This window comes from Streptomyces sp. NPDC030840 (genome assembly GCF_055572015.1).
This window is the reverse complement of sequence record NZ_JBVIEE010000030.1, coordinates 55,582-69,338: the sequence shown is the minus strand read 5'-3', so window position 1 is coordinate 69,338 and position 13,757 is coordinate 55,582. Positions and strand designations below refer to the sequence as shown.

The following is a 13,757-nucleotide window of genomic DNA, read 5'->3' as shown; positions in this document are numbered from 1 at the left end:
GCCACGAGTCACCTGCAGTCAACGAACAACCGCATTTACCCCTGAAAGGGCCGGATCGCCCATGGCGAGCACAGACGCACGGAGCGACGCTGGAGATGGCAGGTCCGTACGCCCTCGTGGAGGCACCGCCATGAACGCTCCCCCCGCCACCCCCCTGTTCCGCGCGCTCGCCGCCGAGCACCGCCAACGCCTGATCGGCATGGCCCATCAGGTGTCGTTCCCGCAGGGCACCCGGCTCTTCGAGGAGGAGGGCCGCGCGGACCGGTTCTGGGTCATCCGCACCGGCACGGTCGACCTCGACATGCGGGTGCCGGGCCGTCGCGCGGTGGTGATCGAGACCCTGGGCATCAACGACCTGGTCGGCTGGTCCTGGCTGTTCGCCCCGCACACCTGGCATCTGGGCGCCGAGGCGACGAGCCCGGTCCGGGCGTACGAGTTCGACGCTGTGAACGTGCGCGCCCTGTGCCAGGAGGATCCCGAGTTCGGACTTGCCATCGCCGAGTGGATCGGCGGCATCCTCGCCCACCGGCTGCGGTCGGCACGGACCCGGCTGCTGGACCTTTACGCCCCGTACGGCAGCGGCGGCCGCTGACCCCGACAGCTTCCACCACGAACGCGGACTTGGAGTCACCGTGCACAGCACACCCCGCATCGTGAGCGACGTGATGACCACCACGGTCGCGGCCGTCGGCCGTGGGGCGGGCTTCAAGGAGATCGTCCGGCTGCTGGAGCAGTGGGGGGTCAGCGCGCTGCCCGTCCTGGAGGGCGAGGGCCGCGTCGTCGGAGTCGTCTCCGAGGCGGACCTGCTGCCCAAGGAGGAGTTCCGCGCCAGTGAGCCGGACCGGCCCGTGCGGTTCGGACGGCTCACGGACCTGGCCAAGGCCCGGGCGGTCACGGCCGGGGAGCTGATGACCAGCCCGGCTGTCACCGTCCACGCGGACGCCACACTCGCGACGGCGGCCCGCACCATGGCGCACGCCAGGATCAAACGGCTTCCCGTCGTCGACGACCACGGCATGCTGCAGGGCATCGTCAGCCGTGCGGACCTGCTCAAGGTGTTCCTCCGGGATGACGAGGACATCGCCGAGGAGGTGCGGCACGAGGTGGTCTCGTACCTCTTCCCCGCCCCGCTGTCGCCGGTCCACGTGGCCGTCCACGACGGCGTCGTCAAGGTCTCGGGCCGCGTCAGGGATGTGGCGCTGATCCCGGTCGCGGCCCGGATGGTCCGCGCGGTCGAGGGCGTGGTGGACGTCGAGTGCGATCTGACGGGCCCGCACCGCACCCCCGAGGCCTACTGACCGCGAAGGCCACGGAGGCCGCGGAGACCGGGGAGACCGCAGGGGCCGCGAAGCCCGCTCCGCCCTCGGTCAGACCGGCAGCAAACGGGTCACCAGTTCCCCGAGACGCCGGGCGTTGCGGCACGCGTGCATGTCGACGACCTCGGCGTAGGCGTGGGCCGCCGAGTCGCCGGTCGACCAGTAGGCGGGAGCCTCGGGGTTGAACCAGTGGACGCGGCGGGCTCGGGCGGCGATGCGCCGGAGCGCGGGTACGTTCGGATCGAAGCCGTTGGTGCGGGCGTCGCCCAGGACGATCACGGAGGTGCGCGGGCCGACCGCGTCGAGGTGGCGCTCGGCGAACTCGCCCAGCGCGGAGCCGTAGTCGCTGCTGCCGTGCCAGCCGGTCACGGCGGCCTCGGTGGCGATCCTCCGGCCCAGGGCGGCCGGGTCGGCGGCACCCGTGGTGATGAGGTGGGTGACCTCGTCGACGCGGTTGACGAACGCGTACACGCGGACCCGGCTGAACTGGTCGCGCATGGCCTGGACGAGCAGCATCGTGAAGTTCGCGAATCCGGCGACCGAGCCGGACACATCGCACAGGAGCACGATGTCCGGGCGTGCGGGCCGGTGCCTGCGGTAAGCGGGGCGCAGGGGCACTCCCCCGGTGGACAGGGAGCGGCGCAGCGTACGGCGTATGTCGATCTGGCCGCGAGCCGCCCTGCGCCGGCGGGCGGCGAGCCGCGTGGCGAGCTTGCGGGCCAGCGGCTGGAGAGTGCGGCGCAGTTCGGTGAGCTGTTCGCGGTTCGCGATGAGGAAGTCGACCTGGTCCGCGCTGGGGCGGACAGCTCGCCGGGCGATCTCGTCGGTGCCCCGGCGTTCGGCGACCCGCCGGCGCGCCTCGGCGCCCACCCGGCGGCGGAAGTCCTCGATGCGGCGCCGGATCTCGTCCGCTTCGAGCCGCTCCGTGAAGTCGGCGGATCCACCGGAGCCACGGGAGCCACCGGAGCCACCGGCGCGGCCCGCCGCCAGGATGCGGGCCAGCAGCGTCTGGGGCCGGAGCCGGTCGAGGGTCTGGTGGGCCGACCAGCCGCCCGTGCCCGTCGAGCCGCCCGTGCCGGCCGAGCCGTAGGCGCCGAGCATGTCCACGGCCTCGCCGGCGAGCTGGGTCAGGCCGGACGTGTCGTTCGCGGCGAGGGCTTCGGCGAGGCGGTCGCGCAGCTCGGCCACGTCGGCGGCGGGTGCGGCGCGGGTGGCCGCCAGCTCGCCGACGCCGAGCGGGAAGTACAGATCGAAGGTGGCGTCGAACACGGCGCGCTGCCGGTCGGCCCGCAGCAGCGCCGCCGCGAGGCCCTCACGGATCCGCTCCCGGTCGGTCAGGCCCAGCACCTGGAGGACGGCTGCCGCGTCCACGGTCTCGGCCGGACCGACCCGTATCCCGTGGCCGCGCAGCGCCCGTACGAAGGCGGTGAGCCGCTCGGGCAGCACCGTGCTCACCGGCACGTCACGCGCGCTCATACCAGGGTCAGCCCCTGGGTGGCCTTGGCGATGTCGTCCTGGTGCTTGAGGACGACGCCCAGGCTGTCGCGTACGACCGACTCGTCGAGGGTGTCCGCGCCGAGCGCCAGCAGGGTGCGCGCCCAGTCGATCGTCTCGGCGACCGAGGGCGCCTTGCGCAGCTCCATGGCGCGCAGGGCGCCGATCACCCGGACCAGCGAGTCGGCGAGCACCTGGTCCAGGCCGGGCACCTTCAGCCGCACGATCCGCTGCTCCAGCTCGGCGTCGGGGAAGTCGAGGTGGAGGAACAGACAGCGGCGGCGCAGGGCCTCGGAGAGTTCGCGGGTGGCGTTCGAGGTGAGAACCGTGAAGGGCCGCTGGGTCGCGGTGATCGTCCCCAGCTCGGGGACGGTGACCTGGAAGTCGCTGAGCACCTCCAGGAGCAGGCCCTCCACCTCGACGTCCGCCTTGTCGGTCTCGTCGATGAGCAGCACGGTCGGCTCGTCCCCGCGGATGGCGGACAGCAGCGGCCTGGTGAGCAGGAACTCGTCGCTGAAGATGTCGGTGCGGGTCTCGTCCCAGGTCTCGTCGCGGCCGGCGGTGATGCGCAGGAGCTGCTTGGCGTGGTTCCACTCGTACAGGGCGCGGGACTCGTCGATGCCCTCGTAGCACTGGAGCCGGACCAGCCGGGCGCCGCCGACGCGGGCGACCGCCTTGGCCAGCTCGGTCTTGCCGACGCCCGCCGGGCCCTCGACGAGCAGGGGCTTGCCGAGCCGGTCGGCCAGGAACACCGTGGTGGCGACGGCGGTCGAGGCGAGGTACCCCGCCTCCGCCAGGCGCACGACGACGTCGTCCACGGTGGAGAAGAACCCGGTCCCGTCGGCCCTGGGACAGTCCTGCTGCTCGGCCATGTCCACAACTCCCCCTCGCCCCGGCGCGCGGCGCGTCGTCCAGCCCTGCGTACGGTACCCAGGCAAGTTACCAAGCGGTCGCTTCGCGCGCGCTCCCGCCGGCTGGAAAGCGGTCACTGCAGCGGTGACTCCCCCGCCACGAGACGACCGACGAGGTCGCCCCACCCGGCCTCCAGCCGTTCCAGCGTCATCCGGCGGCGCGATATCAGGTGGTCGACCAGGGTGATGTCCAGATAGCCCAGCAGGGTCTGCGCCAGGAGCTCGGTGTCGCCCTTGACCCCGGCCTGGCGCAGGAGCAGACAGATGTGGCTCAGCCGGAGGAGGGACGCCCCGCTGGTGTGACGGCGGGAGACGTCCGCGCGGGAGGCCAGGTACAGGTCTCGATGGGCGTACTCGTGCCGGATCACAGCCGAGCCGAAGGCCTTCAGCCGCTCGACCGGGGGCGCGTCCGGGCCCAGAGGCGGGGGGCCGGTCAGGAACGCGCTCTGCAGTTCCCGCTCGTGGTGGTCGAGCAGGGCCATCAGCAGCCCGGTGCGGTCGCCGAACCGGCGGAACACGGTGCCCTTGCCGACCTGCGCGGCAGTGGCGACGGCCTCCATGGTCAGGTTGGCGGCCCCGCACTCCCCCGCCAGCCGGGCGGCGACCTCCAGCAGCCTGGTGCGGTTGCGCGCCGCGTCCGCCCGCAGTCGCGGCTGGTCAGCGGGGGTCGGCATGAGGTCCATCAGTCCCTCGAGGGGGTCGTGCTCCTGGGACACGGGGACAAGAGGCAGCGGCTCGGTCATGGCAACGAGAGTAACGCTCACCACAGACAAGTGGACCACGGTCCGGATAAGTGGTACACATTTCAACGGACCCCGGTCCGGTTAACCAGTCCCGGTCCGCCCAGTTCTCATCGCTCTTTGCTAGGAGTCAGCTCATGTCCGTTCGCATCCTCGCGCTCGTCGGTAGCCTCCGCGCCGGTTCGCACAACCGCCAGCTCGCCGAGGCCGCCGTCAAGCACGCCCCCGAGGGCGTCGAGATCGAGCTGTTCGAGGGCCTCGCCGAGGTGCCGTTCTACAACGAGGACATCGACGTCGAGGGCAGCGTGCCGCCCGCCGCGGTCCGCCTGCGCGAGGCCACCGGACGGGCCGACGGCCTCCTGCTCTTCTCCCCCGAGTACAACGGCACGATCCCCGCCGTCCTGAAGAACGCGATCGACTGGCTCTCCCGCCCGTACGGCGCGGGCGCGCTGTCCGGCAAGCCCGCCGCCGTGGTGGGCACCGCGTTCGGCCAGTTCGGTGGCGTGTGGGCCCAGGACGAGACCCGCAAGTCCCTCGGCGTCGCGGGCTCCACGGTCCTCGAGGACGCCAAGCTCTCCATCCCCGGCTCCGTGGTCCGCTTCGCCGAGACCCACCCGGCCGACGACGCCGAGGTCGTCACCGGCCTGACCCAGGTCCTGGAGCAGCTCACCGCTTCCGCGGGCGCGGCCGCCGCCTGATTCCTGCGGCACACAGCACCCCCACGGCTCCGGGCGGAGGCACACGGCCACCGCCCGGAGCCGTTCTTCGTGCCCGCCTCTTCGTACCCGACTCTCCGCACCCGCCCCTGCGCTCAGTCGTGCGCGGGCCGGTCCGTGAGCCGGTGGTCGGCCAGGCTCAGCGCCTCGTCCACCACGCGCCGCAGATGCCCGTCGCGGAGCGAGTAGATCACCCGCCGCCCCTCCTTCCGCGTGCCCACCAGGCCCGCGAGCCGGAGCCGCGCCAGATGCTGGCTGACCGCCGGACGCGCCGCGCCACACGCCTCCGTGAGCGTCGTGACGTCGGACTCGCCCTTGGACAGCGCGTGCAGCAGGGCGAGCCGCGTACGGTCGCCGAGCAGCCCGAGGAGCTCCGCGGCCAGCGCGAACTGCTCCTCACCAGGCTCGCCCGGGTGGCCGCCCGACGCGCTGCCGGTGTGCGGCTGCGCATCATGCGCAGGTGACAGGTGCATGCGTGCGCTCATACGCACATAATGTCCCTGTGGGCGCGAGCACGTCCACTCCGCGCACCGGAAGGGGAACGACGTGAGCGACCGCCACCACGAGCACGGGAACGGCCCCCACCACGGCCACCATCGCCACCCCCATGACCACACCCACGAGCACGGGCACTACCACGACCGCCCCCGTCCCGCACCGCTGTCCCGCCTGCGCCACCTCCTCACCCCTCACTCCCACGAGACCGCCGACAAGCTCGACCCCGCGCTGGAGTCCTCCGCGCGCGGCGTGAGAGCGCTGTGGGTCTCGCTGGCCGTGCTCGGCGTGACGGCGGCGGCGCAGGCGGTCGTGGTCGTGCTGTCGGGCTCGGTCGCGCTCCTCGGCGACACCGTGCACAACGCGGCCGACGCCCTGACCGCCGTTCCGCTGGGCATCGCCTTCGTGCTGGGCCGCCGCGCGGCGACACGCCGCTTCACGTACGGCTACGGGCGCGCCGAGGACCTGGCGGGCATCGCGATCGTGCTGACCATCGCCGCCTCCGCGGCCTTCGCGGCCTGGACGGCCATCGACCGGCTGATCGACCCGCGCCCCGTCCACCACGTCCCGGTCGTCGCCGCGGCCGCGGTCATCGGCTTCCTGGGCAACGAGTGGGTGGCCCGCTACCGCATCCGCGTCGGCCGCGCGATCGGCTCGGCGGCGCTGGTCGCGGACGGACTGCACGCGCGGACGGACGGCTACACGTCACTGGCGGTGCTGGTGGGAGCGGGCGGCGCCGCGATCGGCTGGCGGCTCGCCGACCCACTGGTCGGGCTGGCGATCACGGCCGCCATCCTGCTCGTGCTGCGCGACGCCGCGCGGGAGGTGTTCGGGCGCGTCCTGGACGCCGTCGACCCGGCCCTGGTGGACCACGCCGAACGGGCCCTGCGGGACGTGCCGGGCGTGCGGGAGGTGGGCGAGCTGAGGCTGCGCTGGATCGGGCATCGGCTGCGGGCGGAGGTCGCGGTCGTCGTCGACGGGGACCTGACCGTACGTCAGGCGCACCGCACGGCCGTCGAGGCCGAGCACGCCCTGCTCCACGCGGTCCCGAGGCTCACCGCGGCCCTGGTGCACGCGGACCCGGCACCGGCGCCGGGCGAGGCGGACCCGCACCTCGCCCTGGCCCACCACACGGCGGCGTAGACCGGCGACGACCGCGGTCAGGCGACCCCGAGCCCCTCCAGCACCACCGCGCCCGGCAGCTCCGCGAACGCCTTGCCGGGCACCAGCAGCTTCCCGCGCCGCCGTCCGCTGCCCACGAGCACGTACGGCAGATCGACGACCGCGGAGTCCACCAGCACGGGCCACTGGCCGGGCAGCCCGATCGGCGTGATGCCCCCGTACTCCATGCCGGTCTCGCCGGTCGCCGTGTCCATCGCGGCGAACGAGGCCTTGCGGGCGCCCAGTTGGCGCCGGACCACGCCGTTGACGTCGACCCGCGTCGTGGACAGGACGACACACGCGGCCAGCGTCGTCCCACCGCCCCGCTTGCCGGCGACGACCACGCAGTTCGCGGACTGTTGAAGCAGCTCCTGCCCGTAGTGCTGGACGAACACCGCGGTGTCGGCCCACTCCGGGTCCGTGTCGACGTACACGATCTGGCCGGCGGGGACGCTGCCGCTCCAGTTCCGTACGGCGTCGGCGACCGGGGCGGTGAGGTCGTCGAGGCTGTCGGGGGCCGGTCTGGCGTGGTCGAAGTGTCCGATGGGTGCCTGCATGGCCGCACGTTAACAGGCCGCGGGAGCAGGTGAGTCGGTGTCTCAGCGCACGGGCGGCACCGACACCGTGAGCACCATCTCCGTCGGGACGTCGCCCTGATTGCCGTACGTGTGCGTGGCGTTGGCCTCGAAGGTGGCGCTGTCGCCGGCCGGGACGCGGTACTCCACGCCCTCGACGGTGAGCGTGAGTTCGCCCGCCGTGACATGGACGATCTCGACCGTGCCGGCGGGGTGCGGGTCCGACCGGCTGCTCTCGCCGGGCATCAGCCGCCAGTCCCACATCTCCAGCGGGCCCGGCGCCTCCGTACCGGCGAGGAGCCTGCTGTAGCTGCCCGCGTCGGTGTGCCACAGCCGTACCACCTGGTCGGCCGGCACGACGCGGACCTTGGGTCCCTGCTCGTAGTCGAGCAGCGTGGTGATGCTGATGCCGAGGGCGTCGCCGATCTTGACGACGGTGCCGAGGCTGGGGTTGGTGCGGGCCTGCTCGATCTGGATGAGCATGCCGCGGCTGACTCCGGCCCGGGCGGCGAGCGCGTCCAGCGTGAAGCCGCGCTCGGTGCGCCAGCGCTTGACGTTCCGCGCCAGGGACTGGGTCAGCAGGTCGAGGTCCGACACATTCCGTCCAATATTCTGAATGACATAGTCCAATGCAATGAACTACGGTGTGGTGCACCCTTCGTTCACCGCACTGTACTGCGAGGCCCCATGACAGCACTGTTCGCCCTGGCCACCAGCCTCCTGTGGGGCCTGGCCGACTTCGGCGGCGGAATGCTGACACGGCGGACGCCCGCGCTCACGGTGGTGGTCGTCTCGCAGACCATCGCCGTCGTCGTGCTCGGCGCGATCGTGGCCGCGACCGGCGGCTGGCGCGAGGCCGGCCCCCAGCTGTGGTTCGCGGTGGCCGCGGGCCTCGTCGGGCCGATCGCGATGCTCGCCTTCTACAAGGCGCTCGCCCTGGGCCCCATGGGTGTCGTCTCCCCGCTGGGCTCCCTGGGAGTGGCGGTGCCCATCGGCGTGGGGCTGGCCCTCGGTGAGCGTCCCGGGCTGCTGCACCTCGCGGGCATCGTCGTGGCCGTCGCCGGTGTGGTGCTCGCGGGCGGGCCCCAGCTCCGGGGCGCCCCGGTCGAGCGGCAGGCCGTCCTGCTGACCCTGCTCGCGGCGTTCGGCTTCGGTGGGGTCATGGCCCTGATCGCCGAGGCCTCGACGACGCTCACCGGCCTGTTCCTCGCGCTGTTCGTGCAGCGCGTCACGAACGTCGTCGCCGGCGGCGCCGCCCTGTACGTCTCGGTGCGGCGCGGCACCCCGGCCCTCCCCGCGGAAGGCTTCCCCTGGCGCTCGCTCCCGGCGCTCGCCTTCGTGGGCCTCGCGGACGTCGGCGCCAACGGCACCTACTCGGTGGCCGCACAGCAGGGCCCGGTCACGGTCGCCGCCGTCCTCGCCTCGCTCTACCCCGTGGTGACGGCCCTGGCCGCACGCGGTGTCCTCGGGGAACGGCTGCGCGGCGTCCAGGCGGCGGGCGCGGGCCTCGCCCTCGTGGGCACCGTCCTGCTGGCCACGGGCTGAACGCCGCCGGGCTACGACTCGCCCTTCGAGGTCCGCTCCGCGAGCGCGTTCACGGTGTCCTCGCCCAGCTCCGCCAGCGCCAGCAACTGCTCGGGGGTCACCCCGTCCGGGATCGGCACCGGCGGCGGAGTCCGCAGCGGCGGCTGCCAGCCCGCCACCGGGTCCCAGCTCCGTACGACCCTGGCGGGCGCCCCTGCCACCACCGAGCGATCGGGCACGACGCCTCGCACGACCGCCCCCGCGGCCACGACCACGTTCCGCCCGATCCGCGCTCCCGGAAGGATCACCGCCCCCGTCCCGATCCAGCAGCCGGCGCCGATCGACACCGGCTCCATACGCGGCCACTGCTTGCCGATGGGCTCGTGCGGGTCGTCGTACGAGTGGTTCGTGGACGTGACGTAGACGTACGGACCGAAGTAGCAGTCGCTGCCGATGGTGACCGTGGTGTCGGCGATGACGTGGCTGCCTCGGCCGAGGACGACGCCGTCGCCGACGCGCAGGATCGGCTCGGGGCCGAGGTCGAGGTCCGGCATCAGCCCGGCGGTCAGCGTGACCTGCTCGCCGACGATGCAGTGCGAGCCGAGGTGGATCCAGGGCTCGCCGAAGACCGTGCCGAGCGGGAAGGCCAGTCTGGTACCGGTTCCTATCGCACCGAAGCGGAAGCGCCCTGGGTGGTCGGCGGTCACGGAACCCGTGCGCTGCACCCAGGCCCAGCCCGCGTGGACGGCGCGCTGGGTCAGGCGGCGACGCCAGGATGAGAACGTGTTCTTGCGCTCGGGCACCCGCTCACCGTACTCAGCGGAGGCCGTCCTCATGAGCCCGTACGGCTGTGATCTTCGCCCCACGGCAGGCACGCCGATGCCTTACGGTGCCCCTACCGACGAGCCGTCTGAACGAGGAGTGAGTGAGCGATGACGCACGAGGCCCTGATCGCGGGCGTGGGCGGCAAGGACCCGAAGGTGGACCAGGGGGCGTTCGCCGCGCGGACGTCCGTGGTGCTCGGCGACGTGACGCTGCACCAGGGGGCGAGCGTCTGGTACGGCGCGGTCCTGCGCGCCGAGTTCGAGCCGATCGTGGTGGGGGCCGGGAGCAACGTGCAGGACAACTGCACGCTCCACGTCGACCCCGGGTTCCCGATCTCCATCGGCGAGCGCGTCTCGATCGGGCACAACGCGGTGGTGCACGGGGCGACCGTCGAGGACGACTGCCTGATCGGGATGGGGGCGACCGTGCTGAACGGAGCGGTGATCGGTGCGGGGTCCCTCGTGGCCGCGCAGGCCCTGGTGCCGCAGGGGATGCGGGTGCCGCCGGGATCGCTCGTCGCGGGGGTGCCGGCGAAGGTCAAGCGGGAGTTGACGAGCGAGGAGCGGGAGGGGATCGCGCTCAACGCGGCCGTGTACGTGGAGCTGGCTGAGACGCACCGGCAGGCAGGCGCCCGGTAAGGGACACGGGGCCGTCACCTGATGCGGCTCCGCCGCGGGGGCGCGACCGGCCACGAACGACCGGCAGGTCAGTCGGCGGCCGGGACCGCCTCGGGCTCGGCCGCCGCGGGCGCCTGCGCCTGCGCCTTCTTGGCCTTGCGCTTCAGGATCAGCATCGACCCCACCCCGAACAGCACGGCCGCCACCAGCCCCAGCCACGAGAAGCGCTTGAGCCAGGCCTCGGCGACGACACCCACGTAGTAGATGACCGCGGTCGTGCCGCCCGCCCACAGGATGCCGCCGAGGACGTTGGCGGTCAGGAACTTCCAGTACGGCATCCGGAGCACGCCCGCGAGCGGACCGGCGAAGATGCGCAGCAGGGCCACGAAGCGCCCGAAGAAGACGGCCCACATGCCCCACTTCTCGAAGGACCGCTCGGCGGTCGCGATGTGGCCCTCGCTGAAGTGCTTGGGGAACTTGCCGCCGAGCCAGGCCAGCAGCGGGCGCCCACCCCTGCGGCCGATGGCGTAGCCGATGGAGTCACCGATGATCGCGCCCGCGCTGGCGCAGGCGCCGAGGACGAACGGGTCGATCTCGCCGTGCTGCGAGGCGAGCAGCGCCGAGGAGACCAGGATGATCTCGCCGGGCAGCGGGATGCCCAGGCTTTCCAGGCCGATGACCAGCCCCACCAGCAGATAGATGCTGACCGCGGGCACCGTCTCGAGCCATTCCTGGACGTGCAACGCCGCTCCTCCCCTGTCACTGGACCCTGCGTTCCGGCGTGCACCCGGCCTGGGCGCACGCCGGAGCAGCCTACCTGCTGACTGTGACGGGGGATGCGTCCCAGAGGTTGCACTGGTGCTCGTCGGACACAGTGGTGCTCACCACATTGCCACCCGCCGAGGCCGTCCGCAGGGAGAGCACGGCGTCGCGCCCGTCCGGCAGCGCGGGCTGCCCCGCGGCACGCGGCACGCCGTCGCGGATGAACGAGCCCCAGTACTGGATCATCTGCCGGGCCAGCACCCGCTGCTCGGCGTTCAGCGGGCTGTCGAGGCCGAAGTGCTTGAAGAGGTACTGGACCTCGTTGACGTGGGTCGCCCCGAAGTCGAAGTCCTTGCCGAGGTTCCGCAGCGAGGCGAACGGCGGCGAGGTGCGGTCGGCGAACTCGTACGCGTAGACCGGCCCGCGGGCGGCGAGCACGTCGTCGAGGCGCAGTGCGGGGCAGGCGAACCGCGCGTCACCCATCGCGGTGCCGTAGGCGATGCTCGGCGAGGGGTACGCCGACAGCGGGTAGCGCTCCAGGGCACGCTCGCCGAAGACCGCCCGCATGACGCGCGGGTACTGCTCGGCGGTGAGCGGGGTGCCGTTGTTGTCGAACTGCGCGAAGGCGAACATCCGCCCCTCGTCCGAGTTGGCGCCGTTGAGGACGGGGACACGGGCGGCCGCGCCCTTCCCGAACGCCTCGGCGGGCTGGACGGGCAGGAAGGCGCCGCCGGTCACGGGACCCCAGTCGAAGCCCGCCTGGGCGGCCAGGACCTCCTCGGCGGACTTGCCGCGCAGGCACGCCAGGTCCGCGCACCCGAGCTTGTCCATGAAGGCCGCGCCCTGGTCGACCGCGGTGTCGTGGGTGCGGGCCGCGCAGTCGCCATAGGCGCCGCTCTGGACGATGCCCGCGCGGAACAGGCCCCTGCCGGTCGGGGAGGCCAGCTGGGTGCAGACCGAGCGTCCGCCCGCCGACTCGCCCGCGATGGTGACGCGGCCCGGGTCACCGCCGAAGCGGCCGATGTTGGCGCGCACCCAGCGCAGCGCGGCCTGCTGGTCGAGCATCCCGAAGTTGCCCGAGACGCCGTCGCGGGCCTCGTCGTCGAGTCCGGCCGTGGCGAGGTACCCCATGGCACCCAGGCGGTAGTTGATGGTCACGACGATGCTGCCGGTGCGCCGGGCGAAGGTGTCCGGCACGACGTCCTCGCCCGCGCCCGCGGTGAGCCCGCCGCCGTGCAGCCAGACCATGACCGGCCGGCGCACGGAGCCCTCGGGGACGTACACGTTGAGGTCGAGGCAGTCCTCGGTGTGGGTGGGCTGCTCGTAACCAGGGTCCCAACTCGCGCCTTGCACACATCTGTTGCCGAAGTCCTTGGCTGCGCGCACTCCCTGCCACGGCCGGACCGGACGCGGGTCCTTCCAGCGGAGCTTCCCCACGGGCGGCTGCGCGTAGGGGATCCCGAGGAACTGCCGTCCCTCGGCGGTCGTCTCGCCCCGGACCCAGCCGGCGTCGGTACGCACGACCACGGGGTCCTGGGCGGCCTGGGCCGGCAGCGGGGCCACGAGGGCGGCCGCGAGGGCCGTGAGCCCGGTGATCAGCCGACGTAACACTCGGTCACCTCCACAGTGTGCCGCCCCTTCGGTGTTCGTCTCTTGAACACCTCATGCGACACAGGTTGTTGACATGCCGTCAGAAACCAAGGTTTTCCGGCGCGAAAACTAGGACGGGAGATGACTCGTGTCAATGAAGTGAACAGGAATGGCTGGCGCCACACCAGGAACCGAAGGGGCGGACGAGCCCGGCGGTGCGCCCCGGCGGCAGCACGCGCGAGGCTGCCGGGACGGTCCTCCCGGCAGCCTCGCGCGGCATCGGTCGCAGACCCGCGGCCCGTTCAGCCGTTGGGGCGGAGCGTCCAGACAACCGTCATCTCGCCGGTCACGGCACCGTCGCCACGCCGGATGACGATGGACACGGGGAACTCGGGGCGCTCCCCCGCGTCGAGCTCGGCGACGACCTCGGCGGCGGGGCGGCCCAGCGTCGCCGTGGCCGTGACCGGGCCCATGGCGAGCTTCTTGTAGGCGATCTCGGCGCTGACCGCGAGCGGTACGGCACGCGAGAGCTGCTCCCCGAAGGCGGCGAGCACGATCGTGCCGCTGGCCGTCTCACCCAGCGTGAACATCGCGCCGGCGTGCGGCCCCCCGACGTGGTTGTGGTACTCGCTCTGGTCCGGCAGGACCACCACGGCCTTCTCCGGCGTCGTCTCCAGGAACTCCAGGTTCAGCGTCCTGGCCATCGGCACCGTGGCGGCGAGCATCTCGCCGATCGACATCTGGTCTGCGCTCATACCCGCGGATGTTACCCACGAGTAGCAGCCATTGGCCAGAGTGGTCGAGCGATCCCCTGGTACAGGGCTGACGAGGGGACGTCAGCGAAACGTGTCGCGGGATGCCTTCCGCTCGGAAGCCCTGCATGTCGCGGGCCGCGGCCGGCAGCTCGGTGGCGGCGTCCTCCTCGTCCCACCGGATCACCGGCGGGCCGTCTGCGCCGGCGCACCGCCGCGACAGTGGGACACCGCCCTCCAAGGGCTTCGACCGCGACGCCGTCCACAGCGGCTTCGACC

Annotated in this window: 16 protein-coding genes; 6 read left to right on the top strand and 10 right to left on the bottom strand. The window is 72.6% G+C overall.

Annotated elements, in window-relative coordinates; all coding sequences use genetic code 11:
* The first annotated feature begins 130 nt into the window (after window positions 1-130).
* A complete protein-coding gene (locus ACZ49J_RS40390) occupies window positions 131-592 on the top strand; it encodes a cyclic nucleotide-binding domain-containing protein (protein ID WP_467456090.1) in 462 nt (153 codons plus the stop codon).
* Between the two features lie 40 nt (window positions 593-632).
* Window positions 633-1,298: a CBS domain-containing protein gene (locus ACZ49J_RS40385; protein ID WP_467456088.1), complete on the top strand. Its 666-nt coding sequence runs from the start codon at window positions 633-635 to the stop codon at window positions 1,296-1,298.
* Window positions 1,299-1,367: 69 nt separating this feature from the next.
* On the opposite strand, the gene ACZ49J_RS40380 is transcribed toward ACZ49J_RS40385, so the two are convergent.
* From ACZ49J_RS40380 to ACZ49J_RS40370, 3 genes are all read right to left on the bottom strand, one after another.
* On the bottom strand, window positions 1,368-2,792 hold the full coding sequence (locus ACZ49J_RS40380) for a VWA domain-containing protein (protein ID WP_467456087.1): 1,425 nt from the start codon (window positions 2,790-2,792) through the stop codon (window positions 1,368-1,370).
* A complete protein-coding gene (locus tag ACZ49J_RS40375) occupies window positions 2,789-3,682 on the bottom strand; it encodes an AAA family ATPase (protein WP_467456085.1) in 894 nt (297 codons plus the stop codon). The genes ACZ49J_RS40380 and ACZ49J_RS40375 overlap by 4 nt, the downstream gene beginning before the upstream one ends.
* Window positions 3,683-3,795: 113 nt before the next feature.
* Window positions 3,796-4,464 (bottom strand): TetR/AcrR family transcriptional regulator, encoded by a 669-nt coding sequence (locus ACZ49J_RS40370; protein ID WP_467456083.1) that lies wholly within the window; start codon window positions 4,462-4,464, stop codon window positions 3,796-3,798.
* Window positions 4,465-4,598: 134 nt separating this feature from the next.
* On the opposite strand from ACZ49J_RS40370, the gene ACZ49J_RS40365 reads away from it, so the two are divergent.
* Entirely contained in the window at window positions 4,599-5,159 is a 561-nt protein-coding gene (locus tag ACZ49J_RS40365) for an NAD(P)H-dependent oxidoreductase (RefSeq protein ID WP_467456082.1), read from the top strand.
* Window positions 5,160-5,272: 113 nt separating this feature from the next.
* Here ACZ49J_RS40365 and ACZ49J_RS40360 read toward each other — a convergent pair whose 3' ends face one another.
* Complete coding sequence (locus tag ACZ49J_RS40360) at window positions 5,273-5,662, bottom strand: ArsR/SmtB family transcription factor (protein ID WP_467456081.1); 390 nt, start codon at window positions 5,660-5,662, stop codon at window positions 5,273-5,275.
* A gap of 61 nt (window positions 5,663-5,723) precedes the next feature.
* Here ACZ49J_RS40360 and ACZ49J_RS40355 point away from each other — a divergent pair, with 61 nt between their 5' ends.
* Window positions 5,724-6,815 (top strand): cation diffusion facilitator family transporter, encoded by a 1,092-nt coding sequence (locus ACZ49J_RS40355; RefSeq protein WP_467456080.1) that lies wholly within the window; start codon window positions 5,724-5,726, stop codon window positions 6,813-6,815.
* Window positions 6,816-6,832: 17 nt separating this feature from the next.
* Here ACZ49J_RS40355 and ACZ49J_RS40350 read toward each other — a convergent pair whose 3' ends face one another.
* Window positions 6,833-7,390: a YbaK/EbsC family protein gene (locus ACZ49J_RS40350; RefSeq protein ID WP_467456078.1), complete on the bottom strand. Its 558-nt coding sequence runs from the start codon at window positions 7,388-7,390 to the stop codon at window positions 6,833-6,835.
* 42 nt (window positions 7,391-7,432) lie between these two features.
* Window positions 7,433-8,005, bottom strand: coding sequence for a helix-turn-helix domain-containing protein (locus tag ACZ49J_RS40345; protein ID WP_467456076.1), 573 nt, complete (start codon window positions 8,003-8,005; stop codon window positions 7,433-7,435).
* Between the two features lie 90 nt (window positions 8,006-8,095).
* Between ACZ49J_RS40345 and ACZ49J_RS40340 the strand changes: the two genes are divergently transcribed.
* Window positions 8,096-8,953 carry an EamA family transporter gene (locus ACZ49J_RS40340; protein WP_467456075.1) on the top strand — a complete coding sequence of 286 codons (858 nt, stop codon included), beginning with the start codon at window positions 8,096-8,098 and terminating at the stop codon, window positions 8,951-8,953.
* Between the two features lie 11 nt (window positions 8,954-8,964).
* Here ACZ49J_RS40340 and ACZ49J_RS40335 read toward each other — a convergent pair whose 3' ends face one another.
* A complete protein-coding gene (locus ACZ49J_RS40335) occupies window positions 8,965-9,768 on the bottom strand; it encodes an acyltransferase (protein ID WP_467456073.1) in 804 nt (267 codons plus the stop codon).
* 96 nt (window positions 9,769-9,864) lie between these two features.
* Between ACZ49J_RS40335 and ACZ49J_RS40330 the strand changes: the two genes are divergently transcribed.
* Entirely contained in the window at window positions 9,865-10,395 is a 531-nt protein-coding gene (locus ACZ49J_RS40330; RefSeq protein ID WP_467456071.1) for a gamma carbonic anhydrase family protein, read from the top strand.
* Between the two features lie 68 nt (window positions 10,396-10,463).
* Here ACZ49J_RS40330 and ACZ49J_RS40325 read toward each other — a convergent pair whose 3' ends face one another.
* The 3 genes from ACZ49J_RS40325 to ACZ49J_RS40315 all read right to left on the bottom strand — a co-directional run bounded on the left by ACZ49J_RS40325 (window position 10,464) and on the right by ACZ49J_RS40315 (window position 13,466).
* Window positions 10,464-11,117: a DedA family protein gene (locus ACZ49J_RS40325; RefSeq protein ID WP_467456069.1), complete on the bottom strand. Its 654-nt coding sequence runs from the start codon at window positions 11,115-11,117 to the stop codon at window positions 10,464-10,466.
* Between the two features lie 70 nt (window positions 11,118-11,187).
* On the bottom strand, window positions 11,188-12,747 hold the full coding sequence (locus tag ACZ49J_RS40320; RefSeq protein ID WP_467456067.1) for a carboxylesterase/lipase family protein: 1,560 nt from the start codon (window positions 12,745-12,747) through the stop codon (window positions 11,188-11,190).
* A gap of 281 nt (window positions 12,748-13,028) precedes the next feature.
* Window positions 13,029-13,466 (bottom strand): DUF4442 domain-containing protein, encoded by a 438-nt coding sequence (locus ACZ49J_RS40315; protein ID WP_467456154.1) that lies wholly within the window; start codon window positions 13,464-13,466, stop codon window positions 13,029-13,031.
* Window positions 13,467-13,757 lie beyond the last annotated feature (291 nt).

What these genes read in the sequence shown, in the direction of transcription:
- ACZ49J_RS40390 (WP_467456090.1), top strand. Translation starts at nt 131, where the DNA reads ATGAACGCTCCCCCCGCCACCCCCCTGTTCCGCGCGCTCGCCGCCGAG.
- ACZ49J_RS40380 (WP_467456087.1), bottom strand. Translation starts at nt 2,792, where the DNA reads ATGAGCGCGCGTGACGTGCCGGTGAGCACGGTGCTGCCCGAGCGGCTC.
- ACZ49J_RS40375 (WP_467456085.1), bottom strand. Translation starts at nt 3,682, where the DNA reads ATGGCCGAGCAGCAGGACTGTCCCAGGGCCGACGGGACCGGGTTCTTC.
- ACZ49J_RS40370 (WP_467456083.1), bottom strand. Translation starts at nt 4,464, where the DNA reads ATGACCGAGCCGCTGCCTCTTGTCCCCGTGTCCCAGGAGCACGACCCC.
- ACZ49J_RS40365 (WP_467456082.1), top strand. Translation starts at nt 4,599, where the DNA reads ATGTCCGTTCGCATCCTCGCGCTCGTCGGTAGCCTCCGCGCCGGTTCG.
- ACZ49J_RS40360 (WP_467456081.1), bottom strand. Translation starts at nt 5,662, where the DNA reads ATGAGCGCACGCATGCACCTGTCACCTGCGCATGATGCGCAGCCGCAC.
- ACZ49J_RS40350 (WP_467456078.1), bottom strand. Translation starts at nt 7,390, where the DNA reads ATGCAGGCACCCATCGGACACTTCGACCACGCCAGACCGGCCCCCGAC.
- ACZ49J_RS40340 (WP_467456075.1), top strand. Translation starts at nt 8,096, where the DNA reads ATGACAGCACTGTTCGCCCTGGCCACCAGCCTCCTGTGGGGCCTGGCC.
- ACZ49J_RS40335 (WP_467456073.1), bottom strand. Translation starts at nt 9,768, where the DNA reads ATGAGGACGGCCTCCGCTGAGTACGGTGAGCGGGTGCCCGAGCGCAAG.
- ACZ49J_RS40330 (WP_467456071.1), top strand. Translation starts at nt 9,865, where the DNA reads ATGACGCACGAGGCCCTGATCGCGGGCGTGGGCGGCAAGGACCCGAAG.
- ACZ49J_RS40315 (WP_467456154.1), bottom strand. Translation starts at nt 13,466, where the DNA reads ATGTCGATCGGCGAGATGCTCGCCGCCACGGTGCCGATGGCCAGGACG.